The sequence below is a fragment of the Streptomyces sp. NBC_00075 genome, from assembly GCF_045041225.1.
GTDB classification, from domain to species: Bacteria; Actinomycetota; Actinomycetes; order Streptomycetales; family Streptomycetaceae; genus Streptomyces; species Streptomyces adonidis.
On sequence record NZ_CP108243.1, the window covers coordinates 6679490 to 6700888 of the forward strand.

A 21399-nucleotide genomic window follows, 5' to 3' on the forward strand; every position below is an offset into this window, starting at 1 on the left:
TCACGAGCGACCCCCCTGGGGCGGGTGGATACTCGATGGCATGAGCACCACGGAGCGTCCCAGGATCCTCGTAGTAGGCGGTGGGTACGTAGGCCTGTACGCAGCTCGGCGCATTCTCAAGAAGATGCGCTACGGCGAGGCGACCGTCACGGTCGTCGACCCCCGGTCGTACATGACCTACCAGCCCTTCCTCCCCGAAACCGCCGCCGGCAGCATTTCGCCGCGCCACGTCGTCGTACCGCTGCGACGTGTGCTGCCCAAGGCGGAAGTCCTCACCGGTCGGGTCACCACCATCGACCAGGACCGCAAGGTCGCCACGATCGCCCCCCTCGTGGGTGAGGCGTACGAGCTGCCTTTCGACTACCTCGTCATCGCCATGGGCGCGGTCTCCCGCACCTTCCCGATCCCCGGCCTCGCCGAACAGGGCATCGGCATGAAGGGCATCGAGGAGGCCATCGGCCTGCGGAACCACGTCCTCGAGCAGCTGGACAAGGCCGAGTCCACGACCGACGAGGAGATCCGCCGCAAGGCGCTCACCTTCGTCTTCATCGGCGGTGGCTTCGCGGGTGCGGAGACCATCGGCGAGGTCGAGGACATGGCGCGCGACGCGGCGAAGTACTACCCCGGCGTGTCCCGTGAGGACATGCGGTTCGTGCTCGTCGACGCCGCCGACAAGATCCTTCCCGAGGTCGGGCCGAAGCTGGGCCAGTACGGCAAGGAGCACCTGGAGAGCCGCGGGGTCGAGATCTATCTTTCGACTTCGATGGACTCGTGTGTGGATGGCCATGTGGTGTTGAAGAACGGCCTTGAGGTCGACTCCAACACCATCGTGTGGACCGCGGGTGTCAAGCCCAACCCGGTTCTCTCGCGCTTCGGTCTGCCGCTGGGGCCGCGCGGTCACGTGGACGCGCAGCCGACGCTCCAGGTCACGGGTACGGACTACATCTGGGCCGCGGGCGACAACGCCCAGGTGCCGGACGTGGCCGCCCGCAAGGCCGGCGTGGAGAACGCGTGGTGCCCGCCGAACGCGCAGCACGCTCTGCGGCAGGCGAAGGTGCTCGGTGACAACGTGGTCTCCGGTATGCGGGGCTTCCCGCAGAAGGAGTACTCGCACTCGAACAAGGGTGCTGTCGCGGGGCTCGGTCTGCACAAGGGCGTCGCGATGATCGTCATGGGCAAGGTGAAGATCAAGCTCAAGGGCCGGCTGGCGTGGTACATGCACCGCGGCTATCACGGTCTGGCGATGCCGACGTGGAACCGGAAGATCCGGGTGTTCGCGGACTGGACGCTGGCGATGTTCCTGAAGCGCGAGGTTGTGGCGCTGGGGGCGCTGGAGACTCCTCGTGAGGAGTTCTACGAGGCTGCCAAGCCGGCGCCGGTCGCTGCCGCGAAGAAGACGGAAGAGAAGACAGAGGCCAAGGCCTCCTGACCTCCGTCCGCAGAATCACCCCTGCCTGAGCCCGAAGGGGCCGCCCGCCATCCGTGGTGCGGGCGGCCCCTTCGGGTTTTTCCTCGCCCCCGCCGCCCCTACCCGTCCCATCCCTGGGGGCTGCGCCCCCAGACCCCCCTTTCGGCCTGAACGGCCTCGTCCTCAAACGCCGGACGGGCTGGTTTGTCAGCCCGTCCGGCGTTTGAGGACGAGGGGGGCTGGGGCGCAGCCCCAGAAGGATGGGACGGGTAGGGGCGGCGGGGGCGAAGAAAAATCGGCGTCGGACGCAGGTGCCCTGCCCCCCTGGGCAGCCCCTTTGCCCAGTTGTGATCCCCCCGGGGGACTGCGAGCCGGGCGGGTTGGTGTTTTCGTGGGTGTTGGACATTCCCGGTTGTGCCGTAACGGAGGTGTGCGTCATGCCCGAAGCCGCGTCGCGGCTGCAGAGCTTCGCCGAACAGTTGCTGGGTGCCCCGCTCCCGATGCGCGTCCGCGCCTGGGACGGCTCCGAGGCAGGCCCGCCCGGCGCCCCCGCCCTGGTCGTCCGCAACCGCCGCGCCTTGCGCCGGCTGCTGTGGAAACCGGGCGAACTGGGACTCGCCCGGGCCTGGGTCGCGGGCGACCTGGACATCGAGGGGGACTTCTACGCCGCCCTCGACCTGCTGTCCGGACTCGTCTGGGAGCGCGGGGAGGACGCCCGGACCCTCACCGAGGCACTGCGCGACCCCGAGGTGCGGGCAGCGGTGCGCGGGCTCGTGAAGATGGCCGGGCCTCCTGTACCTCCCGCTCCGCCCCGTGAAGAGGTTCCGCGCCGGCGCCGGCACCTCCACACCAAGCGCACCGACAAGCGTGCCGTCAGCCACCACTACGACGTCGGCAACGACTTCTACGAGATCGTCCTCGGCCCGTCCATGGTGTATTCCTGCGCCTACTGGGACGACCCCGAATCGACTGCCCTCGAAGGGGCCCAGCGCGACAAGCTCGACCTCGTCTGCCGCAAGCTCGCCCTCGTGCCCGGGCTGCGGCTCCTCGACGTCGGCTGCGGCTGGGGCTCCCTCGCCATCCATGCCGCCCGCGAGCACGGCGTACACGTCGTCGGTGTCACCCTCTCGCAGGAGCAGGCCGCGTACGCCCGTAAGCGCGTCGCCGACCAGGGGCTCACGGACCGGGTCGAGATCCGGGTGCAGGACTACCGGGACGTCACCGACGGGCCCTTCGACGCCGTCTCCTCCGTGGGGATGGCCGAGCATGTGGGGAGCGAGCAGTATCTGACGTACGCACGTGATCTGTATGCCCTGCTGAAGCCCGGCGGGCGGCTGCTCAACCATCAGATCGCCCGGCGGCCTCAGGCCGACGAGGGCGCTTACAGCCTCGACGGGTTCATCGACGCCTATGTCTTCCCGGACGGCGAACTCGAGCCCATCGGCACCACCGTCACCCAGCTCGAACGGGCCGGGTTCGAGGTGCGTGACGTCGAGTCCATCCGGGAGCACTACGCCCTCACCCTGCGGCAGTGGGTGACCAACCTGGAGGGTGACTGGGCGCGCGCCCAGCAGCTCACCGGCCCGGGGCGGGCCCGCGTCTGGCGGCTGTACATGGCCGCCTCCGCCCTCGCCTTCGAGCACAACCGGATCGGCGTCAACCAGGTTCTCGCCGTACGCACCTCGGAGGACGGCGACTCCGGGATGCCCCTGCGCGCCCGTACCTGGAACTGACCAGGGGGAGTACGTCGATGTCGGGCCCCGCTCCTCACGAGCGGGGCCCGGCCGCTGCCTTGCCTACTCCGACTTGATCGCCGCCAGCATGTTCAGCCGCGCCGCGCGCCGCGCCGGCCACAGGGCCGCCAGGACGCCCACCGTGGCGGCCAGGAGCAGGAAGAACGCCATCCTGGCCCAGGGCAGGACGAGTTCGTACGTCGGCATGCTGGTGCCGATGAGTTCGCCGGCCGCCCAGCCGAAGAACACGCCGAGGCCGATGCCCAGGACACCGCCGAAGACGGAGATGACCAGGGATTCCAGGCGGACCATGCGCTTGATGCCCTTGCGGTCGAGGCCGATCGCCCGGAGCATGCCGATCTCCTGGGAGCGTTCGAAGACCGACATGGCCAGGGTGTTGATGACTCCGAGGACCGCGACCAGGACGGCCATCGCCAGCAGGCCGTAGAGCATGTTCAGCATCAGGGTGAACATGCTCGCGATCTCGTTGGAGATGTCCTTCTTGTCCTGGATCTTGATGGCCGGGTTGGCGCCCAGCGCCTTCTCCAGGCGGTTTTTCGTGGTGTCCGTCGCGCCCGTCGACGTCTTCACCATGACCTGCATGTCGCCCACGTCGTCGGCGGCCGTCCGGTGCGGGGCCAGGACGCCGTCGTCGACGAGGAGGCCGCTGATCATCTCGTTGCCCTCGTACACGCCCGCCACCGTCAAGCGCTGCTTCTTGCCGTCCTCGTAGGCGACGGTGAAGGCCGAACCCGCCTTCCAGCCATGGGAGTCGGCCGTCCACTCGTCCACGACGACCTGGGTGGCGCCGATCGCGAACGTGCCGTCGTTGATCGGCAGGTCGGTCAGCTTGCCGAACGCGGAGCCGGTGACGCCGGTCAGGTACTCCGTGGAGCCGTCGATGCGCGCGGGGGTGTTGCGCATGGGGCTGAGGGCGGTCACGTCGGTCGTCCCCGCCAGCTTCTCGGCGACCTCGGGGGAGAGTTCCATGCCGTTGGCCATGGAGACGACGTAGTCCGCCTTGATGGAGGAGGAGGCCATCTTGTCGATCGACTTCTGGAGGCTGCCCGCCATCACCGTCATGCCGGTGATGAGGGTGAGCCCGATCATCAGCGCGGAGGCCGTGGCGGCCGTACGACGGGGATTGCGGACCGAGTTCTGGCGGGCCAGCTTCCCGGAGACACCGAACACGCGCATCAGCGGGGCTGCGGCGGCGATCAGCGGGCGGGAGAGCAGCGGGGTGAGGATGAAGACGCCGATGATCAGCAACACCGCGCCGATGCCCATGGGGGCCTGGCCGTCCGAGCCGCTCATCGTCGTGGCCGCCAGGACGACGGCGACGCCCGCGCCCGAGAAGAGCGCGCCCAGCGTGTTGCGCAGCACCAGCGACTTGGTGGTCGCGGTCGCGTGGACGCTGCTCATCGCGGCGACCGGGGGGATCTTCGCGGCGCGGCGGCCGGGCAGCCAGGCCGCCAGCATGGTGATGAGGATGCCGACCGCGAGGGCCGCGCCGACCGTGCCGGGCGTGACGATCAGCGGCCCGTCGGGCACGGTCGCGCCGAGCAGGCCGAGGAGCGCCTTCAGTCCGGCCCCGATGCCGATGCCCGTGACCAGCCCGGTCACCGCCGCCACCGCGCCGACCACGAACGCCTCGATCAGCACGGACCGTGTGACCTGGCGGCGCGAGGCGCCGACCGCGCGCATCAGAGCCAGTTCCCTGGTGCGCTGGGCGACCAGCATGGTGAAGGTGTTGGCGATGATGAACGTACCGACGAAGAGCGCGATGCCGGCGAAGACCAGCAGGCCCTGCTTGAGGCCGCTCATCGAGGAGGAGATGAACTTGGCCTGGTCGTCGGCCAGTTGGGTGCCTGTCGTGGTCTCGATCGTGTCGCCCGGCAGGGCCTTGTCCAGGGCCGCCTTGAGTGCGGTCTGGCTCGTCCCTGCCGCCGCCTTGACGTCGATCTCGTCGTACGTGCCCGTCTTGCCGAACAGCTGCTGCGCGGTCGCCGTGTCGAAGAGGGCGAGGCTGCCGCCGGCCGCCACATTGCCGTCGTCCGTGGTGAAGATGCCGGAGACGGTGGGGGTGAGCACCGGGCCGTCCACCGACAGGCGCACGGTGTCGCCCACCTGGTAACCGGCCCGCTCGGCGGTCTTCGCGTCGAGGGCGACCTGGTTCGCGCCGCGCGGCGCGGTGCCCTCCTTCAGCGGGTACCGGGCGTCCTTGTCGCCCCAGAAGTTCCCGCCCTGCGACTGGAAACCGTCGCCGACGAGCTTGCCGTCCTTGTCGGCTATGGCCGTGAAGCCGGTCACGACACCGATGGCGGAGGCGGCACCCGGGACCTTCGCGGCCTCGTCGAGCAGGGCCCGCGTCAGCTCCGGCGTCTTGCCGATCTTGTCGCCCACATCGTCCCGGGGGCGCGCCTGCACGGCGACGTCGACCTGGTCGAAGCCCTTGGCGGAGCTGTTCTGGAGGGCGTTCGAGAGGGTGTTGGTGAAGACCAGGGTCCCGGACACGAACGCCACGCCGAGCATCACGGCGAGCACGGTCATCAGAAGCCTGGCCTTGTGCGCGAGTACGTTGCGCAGGGCGGTACGGAACATGGGGTGTCGTCTCAGTCCGTCGGGTGAAGGAGAAGCAGGGCTACGGGAGTTGAGTGGGCGTCAGCTGGTGCGGACGGTCCGTGTGTCCAGCCGCTTCATGCGGTCGAGGACCGCGTCCGCCGTCGGGCCGTACAGCTCGTCCACGATCCGGCCGTCCGCGAGGAACACCACCCGGTCCGCGTACGCCGCCGCCACCGGGTCGTGGGTGACCATCACGACCGTCTGACCCAGTTCCCGTACGGAGTTGCGCAGAAAGCCCAGTACCTCGGCGCCCGCGCGGGAGTCGAGGTTCCCGGTCGGTTCGTCGCCGAAGATGATGTCGGGGCGGGAGGCCAGCGCCCGGGCCACCGCGACGCGCTGCTGCTGGCCGCCGGAGAGCTGGGACGGGCGGTGGCGGAGCCGGTCGGCGAGGCCGATCATCGTGATCACCGAGTCCAGCCACTGCTTGTCCGGCTTACGGCCCGCGATGTCCATCGGGAGGGTGATGTTCTCCAGGGCGGTCAACGTCGGCAGCAGGTTGAACGCCTGGAAGATGAAGCCGATCTTGTCCCGGCGGAGCTTGGTGAGCTGCTTGTCCTTGAGGGAGCCCAGCTCGGTGTCGCCGATGCGCACGGAGCCGGAGGAGAAGGAGTCCAGGCCCGCCACACAGTGCATCAGCGTGGACTTGCCGGAGCCGGACGGGCCCATGATCGCGGTGAACTCGGCCTGCTTGAAGTCGACGGAGACCTGGTCGAGGGCGACGACCCGCGTCTCACCCTGTCCGTAGACCTTGGACAGTTCCGTGGCGCGGGCGGCCACTGTCGTGGTGGTCCGGTCGGCGAGGGGGGTGGTGGTCACGGGCGGGCTCCTGTCGGGAGGTTCGACGAGTTTCGACTTCTGAGGCTCGTGAACCATCGTCAGCGCCGGGGACCGCCGTGTAGTCAGCCGCTGTTCCGGTTCCGAAGGCAGTCTTGGGACGGACCCGGCGCGCCTGTGTCATACCTGGGGATGACCGGCGTCCCCGACGAGGGGACCGTGGCAAATGCCAGGGGCCATGACAAGAACAGGTGGAGCCCCCTTGTTCGGGCGGTGAAATTCCGTCATTCCGCATGCGCGCCGGGCTGCCTCGCGAAAGGCTATTGGCAAGTGCGGATGGCCCGTTCCAGGTGCTGATGCACCCTCAGACGTCAATAAAATAAGACAACATCGGTCCCCTCACCCGCAGTTCGGGTGAGGCGTCCCGATAGGCTCGGAACCTCGATGCGGAGCCCAGGGCCTGCCCGGATGGTGGAATGCAGACACGGCGAGCTTAAACCTCGCTGCCCCTTCGCGGGCGTGCCGGTTCAAGTCCGGCTCCGGGCACCTCCGACCGTCGTATGCCGGATTTGTCGGTGCTTCATCCATTGAAGTCTTGGCTGCGGAATCGTTGACAGCGGGCGTATGCGGTCAGACACTCATTCCAGGAAGCCAGTGAAGAAAGTTTCACTATACGAACACCCCTCGTATGAACGTACTGCATGAAGGGAACGACCGATGCGTACCACCGTCGGCATCATCGGAGCCGGCCCCGCGGGGCTCCTGCTCGCGCGGCTGCTCCACAACGCCGGTATCGACTCGGTCGTCCTGGAGAGCCGGGACCGGGAGTACGTGGAGCACCGGCAGCGCGCCGGAATCCTGGAGCAGGGGACCGTCGACGTGCTGCGTGCCGCCGGGGCGGGTGCGCGCATGGACCGCGAGGGCCTGCGCCACGACGGCATCGAACTGCGGTATGACAGGAAGCGCCACCGCGTCGACTTCCCCGCCCTCACCGGCGGCCGGTCCGTGATGGTGTACGCGCAGACCGAGGTCTGCAAGGACCTCATCGCCCTCCAGCTGGCCGAGGGCGGCCCGCTGCTCTTCGAGGCGGAGGCGCTGGCGGTGGAGGGACTGGAGGGGGCGGACGGTGGCAGTCCTCGGGTGCGGTTCCGGCACGAGGGGCGCGAGGACGTACTGGAGTGCGAGTACGTCGTCGGGTGCGACGGCTTCTGGGGCGTGGCGCGTACGGCGATCCCGGCCGAACTCACCCGGGTGTTCGAACGGTCGTACCCCTTCGGCTGGCTCGGCATCCTCGCCGACGTACCGCCCTCGCACGACGAGCTGGTCTACGCCCGCCACGACCGCGGCTTCGCCCTGCTCTCCATGCGCTCGCCGTCCGTCTCCCGTCTCTACCTCCAGGTGCCGGACGGCACCGACGCCGAGGAGTGGAGCGACGAGGAGATCTGGGACGAGCTGGAGCGGCGCTTCGAGACCGCCGACGGCTGGAAGCTCGACCGGGGGCCCATCACCCAGAAGTCCGTGACCCCGATGCGGAGTTACGTCCACGAGCCGATGCGGTACGGACGGCTGTTCCTCGCCGGGGACGCCGCGCACATCGTCCCGCCGACCGGCGCCAAGGGGCTCAACCTCGCCGTCGGGGACGTCGTCACCTTCGCGCGCGCACTGACGTACGAGAAGGAGACGGGGTCGGCCCAGCTGCTCGACGCCTACTCCGAGACCTGTCTGCGCCGGGTCTGGCAGGCCGAGCGGTTCTCGTACGACATGACGACCCTGCTGCACCGCACCCCGGACGCCACTCCCTTCGACGACCGGCTTCAGCTGGCGCGGCTGGAGCGGATCGCCACCGCCCGTTCGGCGGAGACGGATCTGGCGGAGGGGTACACGGGGTTCCCCCTCGACTGACCCCTGAGTGACCCCGTCGGCGGATCAGGGGGCGGTCTCGGGTCTGTACCGGGTTGGTCATGGTCCGGGGGCTCCGTGGCCGGGAATCAGGCGGGCGCGTAGCGTGTTCGCGACAGGACAAGGGAAAGATCCTCCCCAAGCACTAGGGTCAATCCTTTGCCCACCTATTACTCTTGAGCCCAAGGCCACGCATCGTGTCCATGGAGGAGTGAAATGAGGAGCAGCAACCCGGTCTTCTCGCGACGGGGGTTCAGCCGCGACAACGGCTACGCGGGTTTCAACACCGCGCCGCAGGCCGGGGGCGCCGCTGTCGGTACGCAGGCGGGCAACCCGTACGCGGACCAGCAGGCCCAGCAGGGTGGCAACCCGTACGCGACCAACCCCTACGCCCAGCAGGACCTTCAGCACGGCGCGCCGCCGCAGGCCCCGGTCACCACCGGCCGGATGACGATCGACGACGTCGTCATGCGGACCGCCACCACCCTTGGTGTGCTGGTCGTCACGGCGGCGCTCGCCTGGGCGCTGCTGCCGGTCGACGACGCGAACATCAACCGGTCCTACGGCATCGCCATCGGCGCCGGTCTGGTCGCGATGGTCCTCGGCCTCGTCCAGTCCTTCAAGCGCAAGGCCTCGCCCGCGCTGATCGTGACGTACGCGGCGCTCGAGGGTGTCTTCCTCGGCGTCGTCTCCAGCGTGGTCGACAACCGCATCGCGAGCGGTGCGGCCATGCAGGCCGTGATCGGCACGCTGGCGGTCTTCGCCGGCGTACTCGTGGCGTACAAGGCGGGCTGGATCCGCGTCAACCGCCGCTTCTACGGCTTCGTGATGGCGGCCGCGCTCGGCTTCGTGCTCCTGATGGCCGTGAACCTGCTGTTCGCCGTCTTCGGCGGCGGTGACGGCCTCGGCTTCCGCAGCGGTGGCCTCGGCATCGTGTTCGGCATCATCGGCATCCTGCTCGGTGCGTGCTTCCTGGCTCTCGACTTCAAGCAGGTCGAGGACGGCATCGCCTACGGCGCGCCGCGCGAGGAGGCCTGGCTGGCCGCGTTCGGTCTGACGATGACGCTGGTCTGGATCTACCTGGAGTTCCTGCGGCTGATCGCCATCCTTCAGGGTGACGACTAGTACGACGGCCGGCAGTAGCCAGTAGGCAGTAGAAGGGCCCCGGGGTCACTCCCGGGGCCCTTCGTCGTCGTGGTGTCGGTGCGTGTCGGTGCGCGCCCCGGGCTCTCAGAGGAGCTTGCGCGCGGCCCTCCTCATGTCGTACTCGTGAATGATCGCCTTGGCGTGGCCGTACGCGAGATTGTGCTCGTGCCGGAGCCAGCTGACCTTCTCCTCGAAGCGGAAGAGGGAGGGGCCTTCGTCGACGGTGCGCAGCCAGTCGGATACTTCACGACCGGTGCAGTGGGGGATGCGGGCGAGCATGTTGCGGTGGGTCTCCTCGGAGAGGACGTGGGACATCGGCGCCTCCGGACGCAAAGGGGATGTAAGCCGGTCCTTCACGCCACGGTGCCTGAGGGTTGGGTTGTTGGCAACAGTCCAGGTGCGACCGTTAGTCTCACGGCGTGCTGGATACCTCGCCTTTGACGCGCGCAGTGGATCACTTTGCCGATCGTTTGCGGGCGGCGCCGCAGAGTCGGTTGCAGCGGGGCGCTGCCGCTGAGGCGTTGGGGTTGGCCAGGGAGTTGGCACGGCGTGCCCAGCTGTTGGAGTCGCCGGGGGGTGAGCCGCTCGTCATGCCGGATGTGGGGATGTTCGCGGGGGCGGATCAAGTGACTGTTGCCGCGCATGATTTGGCGCTGGTTCTTCGGAGTGAGGGGGAGTTGGCGTCGGCGTTGGCTCTTGTTGCGGAGGCTCAGCAGCGGGCGGGGGTTTAGGGGGTTCGTTGTCGGCTGACCGCCGGTGGGGGCTTGTCGCGCAGTTCCCCGCGCCCCTGTCGGGGCGCTTCTGCCGGCGGCGATTGAATGCTCAGCCCCTTGCCGCGACGGAAAACCCACCGACTGCCCGCGCCCAGAGACCGTGACCGGCCCACCCACGCCCAGCGACCGTGACGGGCCACTCGCGTCCAGGGACCGCGACCGGCTGCCACGCCCAGCGGCCTTGACGGGCCACTCGCGTCCAGGGACCGCGACCGGCTGCCACGCCCAGCGGCCTTGACGGGCCACTCGCGTCCAGGGACCGCGACCGGCTGCCACGCCCAGCGGCCTTGACGGGCCACTCGCGCCCAGGGACCGCGACCGGCTACAGGGACGCTATGACCCTGTCCGCCAGTACGTACACCGTTTCCTCGCCGCATTCGAAGGTGAGGGCGTAGGCGCCCGAGATGCCGGAGCCGCCCAGGAGGATCGGGGCCTCGCCTGCGCGGAGGGCTGCGGAGAGGCGTTCGGCGGTTTCGCGGTGGCCGGGGGTCATGCAGAGGGTCGTACCGTCCGTGAAGACGTAGACGTCGAGGGTGCCCAGGGGGCCGGGGCGGACGTCGGCCAGGGCGGTGCGGGAGTCGGCGAGGTCCTCCAGGCAGGCGACCGTGCGTTCGTGGTCGTTCACGATGGGCGACTGGGCCGGGACGAAGTCCGGGTGGGAGGGGTGCCTGCGGCGGGCGGCGGCCAGTTCGGCGGACTCTCCCCCAGAGGGGGTGCCCCCAGCGAACTCGTCGGATTCCGTGCTGGGCTCCGTCACCGGCTCCAGGGACTCCAGGCCCGCGAAGTCCGCCGGACGCGGCAGGAACAGTTCGCTGTCGGGGAGACCGAGCAGGGAGGGGGCGTCGGAGGCGTCACGTGCCTCCTGGGCGGCCCAGAAGGCACGCGCCTCGGCAAGCTCCCGCTCCCGCTCCTCGGCGAGCGCCTCGGCCACGGCAGCGCGTATCTCGTCGGTGTCACGGGACGTGCGGGCCTGCGGCACGCGACCGTGCGCCCCGACGGCGAGGCTCTGGGCGGCCAGTTCGGTGTGCAGGGCCGCGATCTGTCGACGCAGTCCCAGCAAGGTGCGCAGAACGGCGACGCCCACAGCCGTGGTGACGGTGGCTGTGGCGAGCAGCAGAGCAAGAGGCGTAGCGCTCACTGACGTACTCCCGGTTCAAAGTCGACCCCCGACTTCCTACATCAGCTTGAAGGGTGGACTAACCACCTGTCAGTGCGTAACGTCACGAAACGGACAGGACTTTGGGCCTGATGTTTGGGGTCGAACCCCAGGTGACCTGCACAAATACCTCTTCGGAGCGAGATAGGTCACATCCTGGGGGAGATTGGATCACAAAACGGCCCAGAACCCCGGTGGTTGCGGGGTTCCGGACCGCTCTCTCACGCAGAGTTTCCTGTCAACTACCGTCAGCTCAGGCGCTCGATGACCATCGCCATGCCCTGGCCGCCGCCGACGCACATCGTCTCCAGGCCGAACTGCTTGTCGTGGAACTGGAGGGAGTTGATCAGCGTGCCGGTGATCCGCGCGCCCGTCATGCCGAAGGGGTGGCCGACGGCGATGGCGCCGCCGTTCACGTTCAGCTTCTCCAGCGGGAGGCCGAGGTCGCGGTAGGAGGGGATCACCTGGGCGGCGAACGCCTCGTTGATCTCGGCCAGGTCGATGTCGTCGATCGTGAGACCGGCGCGACGCAGTGCCTGCTGGGACGCTTCCACCGGGCCGAGGCCCATGATCTCGGGGGAGAGACCGGAGACGCCGGTCGACACGATCCGGGCCAGCGGGGTCAGGCCCAGCTCGCGCGCCTTCGTGTCGCTCATGATCACGACGGCCGCGGCCCCGTCGTTCAGCGGGCAGCAGTTGCCGGCCGTGACCAGTCCGTCCGGACGGAACACCGGCTTGAGCCCCTGGGTGCCCTCCAGCGTCACCCCCGCACGCGGACCGTCGTCCTTCGAGACCACCGTGCCGTCGGGCAGTGTCACCGGGGTGATCTCGCGCTCCCAGAAGCCGTTCTTGATGGCTTCCTCGGCGAGGTTCTGCGAACGGACACCGAACTCGTCCATGTCCAGGCGTGTCACGCCCTTCACGCGGGCGAGGTTCTCGGCGGTCTGGCCCATCGAGATGTAGGCGTCCGGTACGAGACCGTCCTCGCGCGGGTCGTGCCAGGAGGTGCCCTCCTGCTCGGCGACGGCGGCCGTACGGGCCTCGGCCTCCGCGAAGATCGGGTTGCGCGTGTCGGGCAGCGAGTCCGAGTTGCCCTTCGTGAACCGGGAGACCATCTCGACCCCGGCCGAGATGAAGACGTCACCCTCGCCCGCCTTGATGGCATGCAGTGCCATGCGGGACGTCTGGAGCGACGAGGAACAGTAACGGGTGATCGTGCAGCCCGGCAGGTAGTCCATGCCCATCTGCACGGCGACGATCCGCCCGAGGTTGTTGCCCTGCTCACCGCCGGGCAGACCGCAGCCGAGCATCAGGTCGTCGATGTCCCGCGGGTCCAGCTCGGGGACCTTGGCCAGCGCGGCCTGGATGATCGTGGCGGTGAGATCGTCGGCGCGCAGTTCCTTGAGGGAGCCCTTGAAGGCGCGTCCGATGGGGGAGCGGGCGGTCGAGACGATGACGGCTTCCGGCATGACGGCTCCATTGGCGTTACGAGGGTAAGCGGACCTGCTTGGGAAGTTACCCGGACGTATGGCGTCGGTCACGGGTGTGGCGGTGTGACTAGGACCGCACTTTTCTAAGCGCTTGCTCAGGGATGATGGTGGGCCGGCAGCAGGCCCCTCCCCGCCAGCCACTCCCAGTACACCCCCGCCCGCTGCACCTCCGCCCAGTACGCCTTCGTGAGCGCGTCGTGCAGTGCGGGCGCGTGTTCGGCGAGGGGGCTGTGGGCCGCCCACACCAGCCGTTGCCGCACGCCCATGGGGTCCCCGGTCAGCGGCCGTACGACGACACCCTCGCGCTCGGTCACCAGCGGGTGCGCGAGGGCGACCCCGTGCCCCTGTCCGACCAGCGGGAACACCACGCTCGCGCTCAGCCGCTGCACCCGGCGCGGGGTGAACCCGGCCCGGCGGCACGCGGCCCGGAACTGCGCCCGCATCCGTACGTCCTTGTTCTCACCGGCGAGCCAGGCCTCGCCGGAGAGTGCGGTGAGGGGGATCTCGGGCCGGGCGGCGAGCGGGTGCCGTTCGGCGATCAGCACGAAGACGGGGTCGACGGCGAGCAGGGCGTCGCTGAGCCCGGGGCGCAGGGCCAGCTCGTACTCCGGGTAGTCGACGACCAGCCCGAAGTCGAGCCGGCCGCCGGCGAGCAGTTCGAGCTGCTCCTCCTCCGTGTCGCAGGTGTGCAGGGTGATCTCGGCCCGGGGGAGGAGTCGGCGCGCGGTGGTGACCAGTACGGCGGTGAGCGGGCCGGGGACCGAGCCGAGCCGCAGGGCGGTCAGGTCGGAGTCGTCGGGGCCCCGCTGCCGTACGTCACGCATGAGGTCCTCATGGGCGGTGAGGATGCCGTGCGCATGCGCCAGCACCATCGCGCCGAACGCGGTCGGCCGGGAGCCGCTGCCGTCCCGTACGAACAACGCGCCGCCCAACACCCGCTCGATGCGCTGGAGTTGGGCGGTCAGCGCGGGCTGGGTGAAGCCGAGGGCCGCGGCGGCACGAGTGATGGAGCCGGTGTCGGCGATGGCGTTCAGGACGCGTAGGTGGCGGATCTCCAGATCCATAGCGCGATGTTATGGGTGGTTGGGAGTACCCGGAAGATCGCACCGGCCGGGACAGTCGACGGCGACCGGAGTCACGACCGTCACCACCGCAGCAGTGGAGGCCGTATGTCCCGCATGTCCCGCAGACTGGTCGGCGTACTGACAACCGCGTTGCTGGTGCAGGGAGTTGCGGCGGTCACGCCCGCAACCGCTGTGACGGACAAGGCCGTTGCCTCCGACTGGACCCACGGAACCGGACAACAGGCCGCCGCCACCCACCGGGTGACCCTCGTCACCGGCGACCGCGTGGACCTGGCCGGTGAGGGCGTCGCCATCGAACCGGGCCCGGGACGCGAGAGCGTGGGCTTCCAGCAGTTCGAGCGCGGAGGCCATCAGTACGTCGTCCCGAACGACGCCCTGCGCATGGTCGCCGGCGGTCAGGTGGACGAGCGGCTGTTCGACGTGACGGGGCTGGTCGCGGCCGGGTACGACGACGCGCGTACGGCCGTACTGCCCACGATCGTGACGTACGCCGACGCGGCCCTCGGCGGCCGGAGCCTGCGCGCGGCGGACGGCGCCCAGGTGATCCGTACCTTCCCCGCTGTCGACGGCGCGGCGGTGGCCGTGGCGAAGGACAGCGCGGGCGCCTTCTGGGACGGGGTGACCGCGGGCAGCCGTACGACCGGGCTGCGCACCGCGACCGGCATCGCCAAGGTCTGGCTGGACGGGAAGCGGCAGATCAGCCTGGACCGGAGCGTGCCGCAGATCGGCGCGCCGACGGCCTGGCAGGCCGGGTACGACGGCACGGGCGTCACGGTCGCCGTCCTCGACACCGGCGTCGACGCCACCCACCCCGACCTGGCCGGGCGGATCAAGGAGGCCGTGAACTTCACGGACGCGTCCGACACCGACGACACGGTCGGACACGGCACGCATGTCGCGTCGACGGTCGCGGGCGGCGGCGCGAAGTACAAGGGGGTGGCGCCGGGCGCGTCCCTGCTGATCGGCAAGGTGTGCCCGGACCGTTCCTGCCCCGACTCGGCGATCCTGGCCGGGATGGAGTGGGCCGCGCCCCGGGCACAGGTCGTCAGCATGAGCCTCGGCGGTGACGACACCCCCGGCGAGGACGTCCTCGAAGAGGCCGTGAACACGCTGACGGCGCAGACCGGCGCCCTCTTCGTGCTCGCCGCGGGCAACGACGGCAGCGCGGACGGCTCGGTCGACTCCCCGTCCACCGCCGACGCCGCGCTCTCCGTGGGCGCCGTCGACAAGCAGGACGTGATGGCGTCCTTCTCCAGCCGGGGCCCGCGCGTGGACGGCGCGGTCAAGCCGGAGATCACGGCACCCGGCGTCGACATCGTCGCGGCGCGGGCGGCACACGCGGGCAGCGACTACGTGGAGGTCGAGCCGGGCTACACCTCGGTCTCGGGTACGTCCATGGCCACCCCGCATGTCGCCGGGGCGGCAGCGCTGCTCGCGGGCCAGCACCCGACCTGGCAGGCGGCCGAGCTGAAGGCGGCCCTGATGGCGGCGGCGACGCCGACCCCCGGCGCGAACGTCAACGCGCAGGGCGCGGGCCGGGTGGACGTGGCCCGAGCGGTCCACCAGTCCATCCTCGCCACCCCCACCGCCCTGCCCCTGGGCACCCAGGAGGCCCCGGCCGACGACGACATACCGGTGGTCAGGACGGTGACGTACCGGAACGAGGGCGCGGAGCCGGTGACGCTGGACTTCGGGGCGCGGGTGACGGCCCCGGACGGCTCGGCCGCCCCGGCAGGCATGTTCACGGCGAGCCCCGAGCGCGCGACCGTCCCGGCGGGCGGGTCGACGACGGTGACGGTGACCGCCGACACACGCGTGCAGAGCGCGACGGGCGTCTTCGAGGGCGCGCTGGTGGGCGCGGACGCGGCGACCGGGGTCTCGGTCCGCGTACCGCTGACGATCACCAAGGCCACCCCCACCCACAAGCTGACGGTCAAGGTCATCGACCGCGCGGGCAACCCGGCGGCGAGCTACTGGACCGACATCATGAACCTGGACGGCTCGACGTACCGCTTCGTGTACGACCCCTCGGGCTCGGGCACGGTGTCGCTCCCGGCGGGCCGCTACACGGTGGACGCGTCGGTGATCACGCCGACGGACGGCAGCACGACACTTCTGGCCCGCCCCACTCTGACGGTGACCGGCGACACGGAGATCGTCCTGGACGCCCGCACAGCCACACCCGTCTCGGCGACCCTCCCGCGCAAGGACGCGAGCCTGCGCCTGGCGGCGGTCGGCTTCCGCCGCACACTGACCAACGGGACGGGCTTCGGCATACGGGCCACCGCCGACTCCTTCGACAAGCTGTTCACGGCGGCCGTCGGGGACGACGTGGGCCCGGGCGAGGGCGCGTTGGTGGCGGACGTACGCGGCTTCTGGGCGAAGAAGGGCGCGGACGGGACGTACAACGACTCGCCGTACGAGTACGTGCTGGTGTGGTTCGAGCGGGGTCATCTGCCGACGAACTTCAGCAGGGTGGTGCGGCAGAGCGAACTGGCCGAGGTGAAGCAGCAGTACTACTCGGTGACGCCAGGGGCACCGGCACGGGCGTTCCAGCACAACTTCGGCTTCCCGCCGGAGGGTGGGAGCGCGCTGTCGGCGGGCGCGATCTGGTTCGACACCCCGGGCAGCGGCCGGACCCTGTACTACAAGGCCGACGACACGATGTGGGAGACGCGGTACAACCAGTACGCGGCCGACGGCACGTTCCAGACACAGTTCTGGTCGAAGGACTACGAGACCTTCAAGCCCGGCAAGCGCTACACGGTGACCTGGCAGAAGGCGGTACCGGGCCCACGCTTCGGCCGCCTGACGTTCGTCACCCGAGACGTCAACCGCCTCTCCTTCAACATGCCGATGGCCGGCGACCAGGCAGGCCACACCGGCTACTCCCTGTACGACAGGAGCCGCGTCGCCTTCTACTACGGCGACCAGAAACTCGTGGAGCTGAACTACCCGTGGACGGACGCCTCTGGCACGGTCCCGGCGGCGGAATCGACCTACCGCCTGGAGTACTCCGCGGAACGCAGCGCGGCCAACGGCGGCTTCGGACTGGGCACGAGCATCAGCGGCTCGTGGACGTTCCGGTCGGGGGAGGCCGCGGGCGGACGGACACCGGTCGGCCTGTCGGCGTTCGACTTCGCGCCGGTTGTCGACCGGACCAACACGGGGCGGGCGTCTGTTCTGCCGGTGCGGTTGGTGCGGCAGCCGGGGGCGGCTGCGTCGGCGGTGCGGTCGGTGTCGGTGGAGGTGTCGTACGACGACGGGGGGAGCTGGCGGAAGGTTCGGCTGGTGCGGGTCGGGCGGGATGCGTGGGTGGTGCCGTTGCCTGGGAGTGGGCGACCCAAGGGTGGGGCGTATGTGTCGGTGCGGGCGAGTGCGGGGTTCGCTGATGGGGGTGCGGTGGAGTATCGGGTGATTCGGGGGTATCGGGTGGGGTGAGCGACGGGGGGACGGGGCTCAGTTGTCGCGGCGGCGGCGGCGCTCGACGAGAAGCGTCGTGACCAGGATCGCCACGGTGATGAAGAAGAGCCAGGGAGGGAAGCCGTCGCCCGTGTGGATGACGGCGCTCACGAGCCCTGCGCAGAGCCCGGCCGCGACGAAGCGGAGAAGCCAGGTCGCGATCCTCCGCCATGTACCCCACGAGTCGTCGCGCGATGTCCCCGCTCCTGCCGTTGGGGGAGCAGGGGGCATCGGCGCCGACGCCGGGCGGGTGTCGGCCCTGCTCCGTGGGCCTGGAGCGCTCGGGCCGGGAGTTCGTGTTCGGCCCGGCTGCCGAGGGGCCGGGTCGATGAGCTCCGGTGGTCGGGTCGGTCGGGTCGGCTGGGCAGGGGAAGAGGCCCGAGGCGCCGGTGGTGCCGGTGCCGGGCTGGGCCGGGGCTCGGGGGCCGCCGGTGGCAGCAGGGTCTGGAGTCGGGCCGCCGCGGCGGCGGACACGGTTCGGCTGTCGTCGTCCACCAGTTGCCGGATCTCGGCGAGGGCGCGTCGGCGCACATGGGTGTTGCCGACCCGGTGCAGGTGGGCGAGCCCGTCAAGGGCACCGAGCCGGTCGGTGGCGATGGGGCTGGCCAGGGCGTGGTGCAGATGGGCGGGCAGGGTCCAGTTGATGTTCCGGGCGATGATGATGCGTCCCTCGACGTTGTCCTGCTTCTTGGGGCGCTGCTGCGGCATCTCGTCGACGACCCTGTCGTGCACGTAGCTGTACAACTCGTCGAGGGTGATGTCACCGTCTCCGTCGAGGTCGGCGCTGCCGTCCCGGAGGCCTGTCACCAGGTGACGGGTGAACACCGACTGCGCCGCCGTGCCGTACGGCTGGTCGCCCTCGAACGAGTACTGGGTGGCGTCGGACGCCGTCAGTACGGTCCGTCCCCGGCCCTGGAACCGCTCCAGCGTGTGCACGTCCGTGTCGGCCTTGGTGGCAGCACGCCCGGCCGGGAAGGCGCCGCTGTAGCAGCAGTCCAGGATCAGCACCTTCTGCCGGGACATGCTCGCGGACATGGCCTGGTCGATCTGCTCCGCGGGCAGCGACGTGAACAGCAGACTGCCGCGGCGGGTGTTCGTCGTCGCCAGATAGAGCCGGCCGTCGTCGTCCTTCAGACCGTGGCCGGTGAAGTACAGCAGGGTGAGGTCGTCACGCCTCCGGTCGCGGTACAGGTCGCCGATGGCCTCTCCCACGCGGTAGTGCGGCTCGTTGATCAGCGTGGTGACCTCGAACCCCGCGATGGCGGGGTCCCTCAGGACCGCCGCGAGCGCCTCCGCGTCGTGTGCGGGTGCGGCCAGGGCCCGCAGCCCGTCGTCCTGGTACTCGTACGTGGCGATCAGCAGCGCCAGCCGACGGGTCATCGCTACCCGCCCGTGTGGCGACGGACGTACGCGTCGATCAGCTCCCGCCGCTCGGCGGCGGACGCCCGGTCCAGCTCGATGGTGTCGCCGTCGATGGTCAGCGAGACGCGATGCCGCGCGGAATGCCGGCCGAGCCAGTCGCGCACCGTCTCGATGAGCGTGGGGAACACGCCACCGGAGGCGCTCAGCGCGACGACGACCGCCCCCAGCGCGAGTGCCTCCGTACCCTTCGCTCCGTCAGGAACTGTCCCCACGGGGGCGGGGCGGACCGAGTCGACGTCCAACTCGGTTATTTCGGCGCGTAGTTGCCGCGTCAGCCGCTCGGCGGGCTCCGGGTCCAGCTCGGGATCGAACGCGATGGACAGCCGTACCTCCAGCAAGCCGTCCGAACCGGATCTCCCTGGTTCCGGCCCTGGTTCCGGCCCCGGCTCTTGCCCATGGTCTGTGGAATTGCCCATCCGCATGAGTCCCCCGACGACGAACGATGACGAAGCATCCCCAAACTGTTCCTCACAGTGTGACGAACCGGGAGCACATACGGCAGCCCTTGGTGTCCGGAAGACGGGCGCGTCGCCGCCGCGATCCTCCTTGACGATGGCGACGCCAGGCCGAGCCGGACGGTGAGGGGGACGGTGAGCCCAGGTACGCCCGGTCGCAGTGGGACCAGTCACTGAAGTCCTTGGCGCGCTGGTACAGGCGGTACGCGGCCTGGATGTTCCACTCCGGTTCCAGGGCGGTGCGTGGTGTGCCGCCCAGTTCCCGCAGTCGGGCGTCGGAGATCTGGAAGACGCCCCAGTTCCTGGTGCCGTTGGTGTTCGGCAGGACGTGCAGCGGATCGAGGAACGACTGGCAGTCGGCGATGGCGACCGCGCGATCGGCCTTCTCCAGGAACACCTCACGGATGCGCTGCCGTACCTTCTCCGGCGACCAGGTGTCCATCCGTGTCTTCTGCGCGTAGAGCGCCTTCTTCGTCCGCTCCCCGACCACCCCGTTGACGGTGAGGCCGGACAGCACCTGGAAAGCGGTCACGCGTCTCAGTGTCTGCGGTCCGAAACTGCTGTCCACGTCGATGTCGGCCCCCGCCCGGGCGAGGAGCCGCTGCACCTCCCGTACGCAGGCGTCCTGCTGGCCCATGCTCACCGTCTCGGCGCACGCGTCCGAGAAGAGGAGACGGCTGTCGCTCTTCGTCAGGCTGTTCGCTCGGGGCGCGGTCTCCGAGACGGCGACCGACACCCCCGTCGCGAGTACCAGGGCACTGGCCCCGAGGACCATTCGGCGCCGTCGGTGCCGGACGCCGCCCCGGGCGGGCGCTGCCGCCACCGGCGTGGGTGCGGATGCCGGTGCCGGTGCCGGTGCGGCGTCCGGCGCCGAGGCCGGGTCCCGGGTCGGCTGCGGGTCCGGGTTCGAATCCGGGTCCGGGTCCGCCATGGGCTCGGGGCCGGTCCCTGCGAATGTCGTCCGGCGGGCGTCCGCGAGAGCCCATAACCGGTGCAGGTGTCTCAGTTCCTCACGCGAGGCTCCGCAGGCCGTGGCGAACTGGTGCACGGAGCCGTAGTCCTGCGGGACGTAGGAGCCCGAGCAGTACCGGTGAAGGCTGGACCTACTGGTTCCGGTCTTCTGGGCGAGCGCCTCGTAGCTGAGATCCGCGCGATCCTTCAACGCCCGCAAACAGGCCGCGAATCTCTCGAATTCCGCGCTGTGCGTCACGAGAACACCCTTCCAGGCAACCGTGGTTGTAGGCGGCCGGATCCTAGCCCCCTCCCCTGTGCTTGTCCCACACCCGTCCCACAGTCCCTCGAAACACCATGCTCACGCGGGTCATCCCATCCCAACGTCCCATCCTGGGCTGACTTGTTGCTGCCTGCGGACGCCCCTTGCCAGTGTCTGCGGCGTTCGGCGGGGGAAGGGCGGCGCGGTGGGAGAGCCGCGCCGTTCCCGTCCCTCCGAGAGCCGATCCGTAGCACCACCGACTCAAGGAGAAGTCCATGAACAAGCTCTGGGCAGCGCTCGCCACGACGGGCGTGATCGGTGCCTCACTGGTCTCTCTGGCGCCGGCGGCCTCCGCCGCGGCCCAGGCGTGCGTCACCACGACCATCACCACGGGCTACCGCACGTACTCGGAGACGGCGACGAAGTCGTCCACGAGCACCTGCAGCGACCTCAACCTCACCTACGCGAACGACACGTCGGCGGTGGGCTACGACTGTTACCGCGGTATGTACCGCAACTCGGCGGGCACCTGGTTCCGCGGCACGTCCGGCTGGCACTGCCTCAACGACGGCGCCTACGCCATCGACACGCAGCTCCTGCTGACCGACCTCAACGACGGCACCACGTTCGGCGTCGAGAGCTACTACGACTCGCCCGACTACGTGAACATCACGCACTAGTCCTCCCGTCCCTGTCCGGTGGGGCCGCCCGGCGGCCCCACCGGACAGGGCACGGTCACGGTCACGGACGCGTGCACGGCG

At 69.8% G+C, this 21399-nt stretch carries 16 protein-coding genes and 1 tRNA gene; 8 read left to right on the top strand and 9 right to left on the bottom strand.

Annotated features, from left to right (window positions below; all coding sequences use genetic code 11):
- Window positions 1-40: 40 nt before the first annotated feature.
- Window positions 41-1429, top strand: a complete 1389-nt coding sequence (locus OG787_RS29205; RefSeq protein WP_369036916.1) for an NAD(P)/FAD-dependent oxidoreductase — start codon at window positions 41-43, stop codon at window positions 1427-1429.
- 416 nt (window positions 1430-1845) lie between these two features.
- Window positions 1846-3141, top strand: a complete 1296-nt coding sequence (locus OG787_RS29210) for a class I SAM-dependent methyltransferase (protein WP_405537059.1) — start codon at window positions 1846-1848, stop codon at window positions 3139-3141.
- A gap of 63 nt (window positions 3142-3204) precedes the next feature.
- On the opposite strand, the gene OG787_RS29215 is transcribed toward OG787_RS29210, so the two are convergent.
- The gene (locus OG787_RS29215) at window positions 3205-5742 is read right to left on the bottom strand and encodes an ABC transporter permease (protein WP_405537060.1); all 2538 of its coding nucleotides are present in this window, start codon (window positions 5740-5742) and stop codon (window positions 3205-3207) included.
- Window positions 5743-5802: 60 nt separating this feature from the next.
- Entirely contained in the window at window positions 5803-6579 is a 777-nt protein-coding gene (locus tag OG787_RS29220; RefSeq protein ID WP_369034564.1) for an ABC transporter ATP-binding protein, read from the bottom strand.
- Between the two features lie 420 nt (window positions 6580-6999).
- Here OG787_RS29220 and OG787_RS29225 point away from each other — a divergent pair.
- The 3 genes from OG787_RS29225 to OG787_RS29235 all read left to right on the top strand — a co-directional run bounded on the left by OG787_RS29225 (window position 7000) and on the right by OG787_RS29235 (window position 9561).
- A tRNA-Leu gene (locus OG787_RS29225) sits at window positions 7000-7083 on the top strand.
- A gap of 171 nt (window positions 7084-7254) precedes the next feature.
- The gene (locus tag OG787_RS29230; protein ID WP_369034565.1) at window positions 7255-8439 is read left to right on the top strand and encodes a 4-hydroxybenzoate 3-monooxygenase; all 1185 of its coding nucleotides are present in this window, start codon (window positions 7255-7257) and stop codon (window positions 8437-8439) included.
- Between the two features lie 213 nt (window positions 8440-8652).
- On the top strand, window positions 8653-9561 hold the full coding sequence (locus OG787_RS29235; RefSeq protein WP_405537062.1) for a Bax inhibitor-1/YccA family protein: 909 nt from the start codon (window positions 8653-8655) through the stop codon (window positions 9559-9561).
- Window positions 9562-9666: 105 nt separating this feature from the next.
- Here OG787_RS29235 and OG787_RS29240 read toward each other — a convergent pair whose 3' ends face one another.
- A complete protein-coding gene (locus OG787_RS29240; protein ID WP_235478137.1) occupies window positions 9667-9897 on the bottom strand; it encodes a DUF4287 domain-containing protein in 231 nt (76 codons plus the stop codon).
- Between the two features lie 104 nt (window positions 9898-10001).
- Between OG787_RS29240 and OG787_RS29245 the strand changes: the two genes are divergently transcribed.
- A complete protein-coding gene (locus OG787_RS29245; RefSeq protein WP_235478138.1) occupies window positions 10002-10313 on the top strand; it encodes a hypothetical protein in 312 nt (103 codons plus the stop codon).
- 364 nt (window positions 10314-10677) lie between these two features.
- Here the strand turns inward: OG787_RS29245 and OG787_RS29250 are convergent, their stop codons facing one another.
- The 3 genes from OG787_RS29250 to OG787_RS29260 form a co-directional block, all read right to left on the bottom strand.
- Window positions 10678-11493 (bottom strand): hypothetical protein, encoded by an 816-nt coding sequence (locus OG787_RS29250; protein WP_405537064.1) that lies wholly within the window; start codon window positions 11491-11493, stop codon window positions 10678-10680.
- Between the two features lie 266 nt (window positions 11494-11759).
- A complete protein-coding gene (locus OG787_RS29255; protein WP_405537065.1) occupies window positions 11760-12980 on the bottom strand; it encodes an acetyl-CoA C-acetyltransferase in 1221 nt (406 codons plus the stop codon).
- 116 nt (window positions 12981-13096) lie between these two features.
- The gene (locus tag OG787_RS29260) at window positions 13097-14065 is read right to left on the bottom strand and encodes a LysR family transcriptional regulator (RefSeq protein ID WP_369034569.1); all 969 of its coding nucleotides are present in this window, start codon (window positions 14063-14065) and stop codon (window positions 13097-13099) included.
- A 105-nt stretch (window positions 14066-14170) separates the two neighbouring features.
- Between OG787_RS29260 and OG787_RS29265 the strand changes: the two genes are divergently transcribed.
- Window positions 14171-17527 (top strand): S8 family serine peptidase, encoded by a 3357-nt coding sequence (locus OG787_RS29265; protein ID WP_405537066.1) that lies wholly within the window; start codon window positions 14171-14173, stop codon window positions 17525-17527.
- Between the two features lie 18 nt (window positions 17528-17545).
- On the opposite strand, the gene OG787_RS29270 is transcribed toward OG787_RS29265, so the two are convergent.
- The 3 genes from OG787_RS29270 to OG787_RS29280 form a co-directional block, all read right to left on the bottom strand.
- Window positions 17546-18928 carry a caspase domain-containing protein gene (locus OG787_RS29270; RefSeq protein WP_405537067.1) on the bottom strand — a complete coding sequence of 461 codons (1383 nt, stop codon included), beginning with the start codon at window positions 18926-18928 and terminating at the stop codon, window positions 17546-17548.
- A gap of 2 nt (window positions 18929-18930) precedes the next feature.
- Window positions 18931-19308, bottom strand: coding sequence for an effector-associated constant component EACC1 (locus OG787_RS29275; RefSeq protein WP_369034572.1), 378 nt, complete (start codon window positions 19306-19308; stop codon window positions 18931-18933).
- Between the two features lie 130 nt (window positions 19309-19438).
- A complete protein-coding gene (locus tag OG787_RS29280; RefSeq protein ID WP_405537069.1) occupies window positions 19439-20635 on the bottom strand; it encodes a helix-turn-helix domain-containing protein in 1197 nt (398 codons plus the stop codon).
- A gap of 278 nt (window positions 20636-20913) precedes the next feature.
- Here OG787_RS29280 and OG787_RS29285 point away from each other — a divergent pair, with 278 nt between their 5' ends.
- The gene (locus tag OG787_RS29285) at window positions 20914-21318 is read left to right on the top strand and encodes a hypothetical protein (RefSeq protein ID WP_369034574.1); all 405 of its coding nucleotides are present in this window, start codon (window positions 20914-20916) and stop codon (window positions 21316-21318) included.
- Window positions 21319-21399 lie beyond the last annotated feature (81 nt).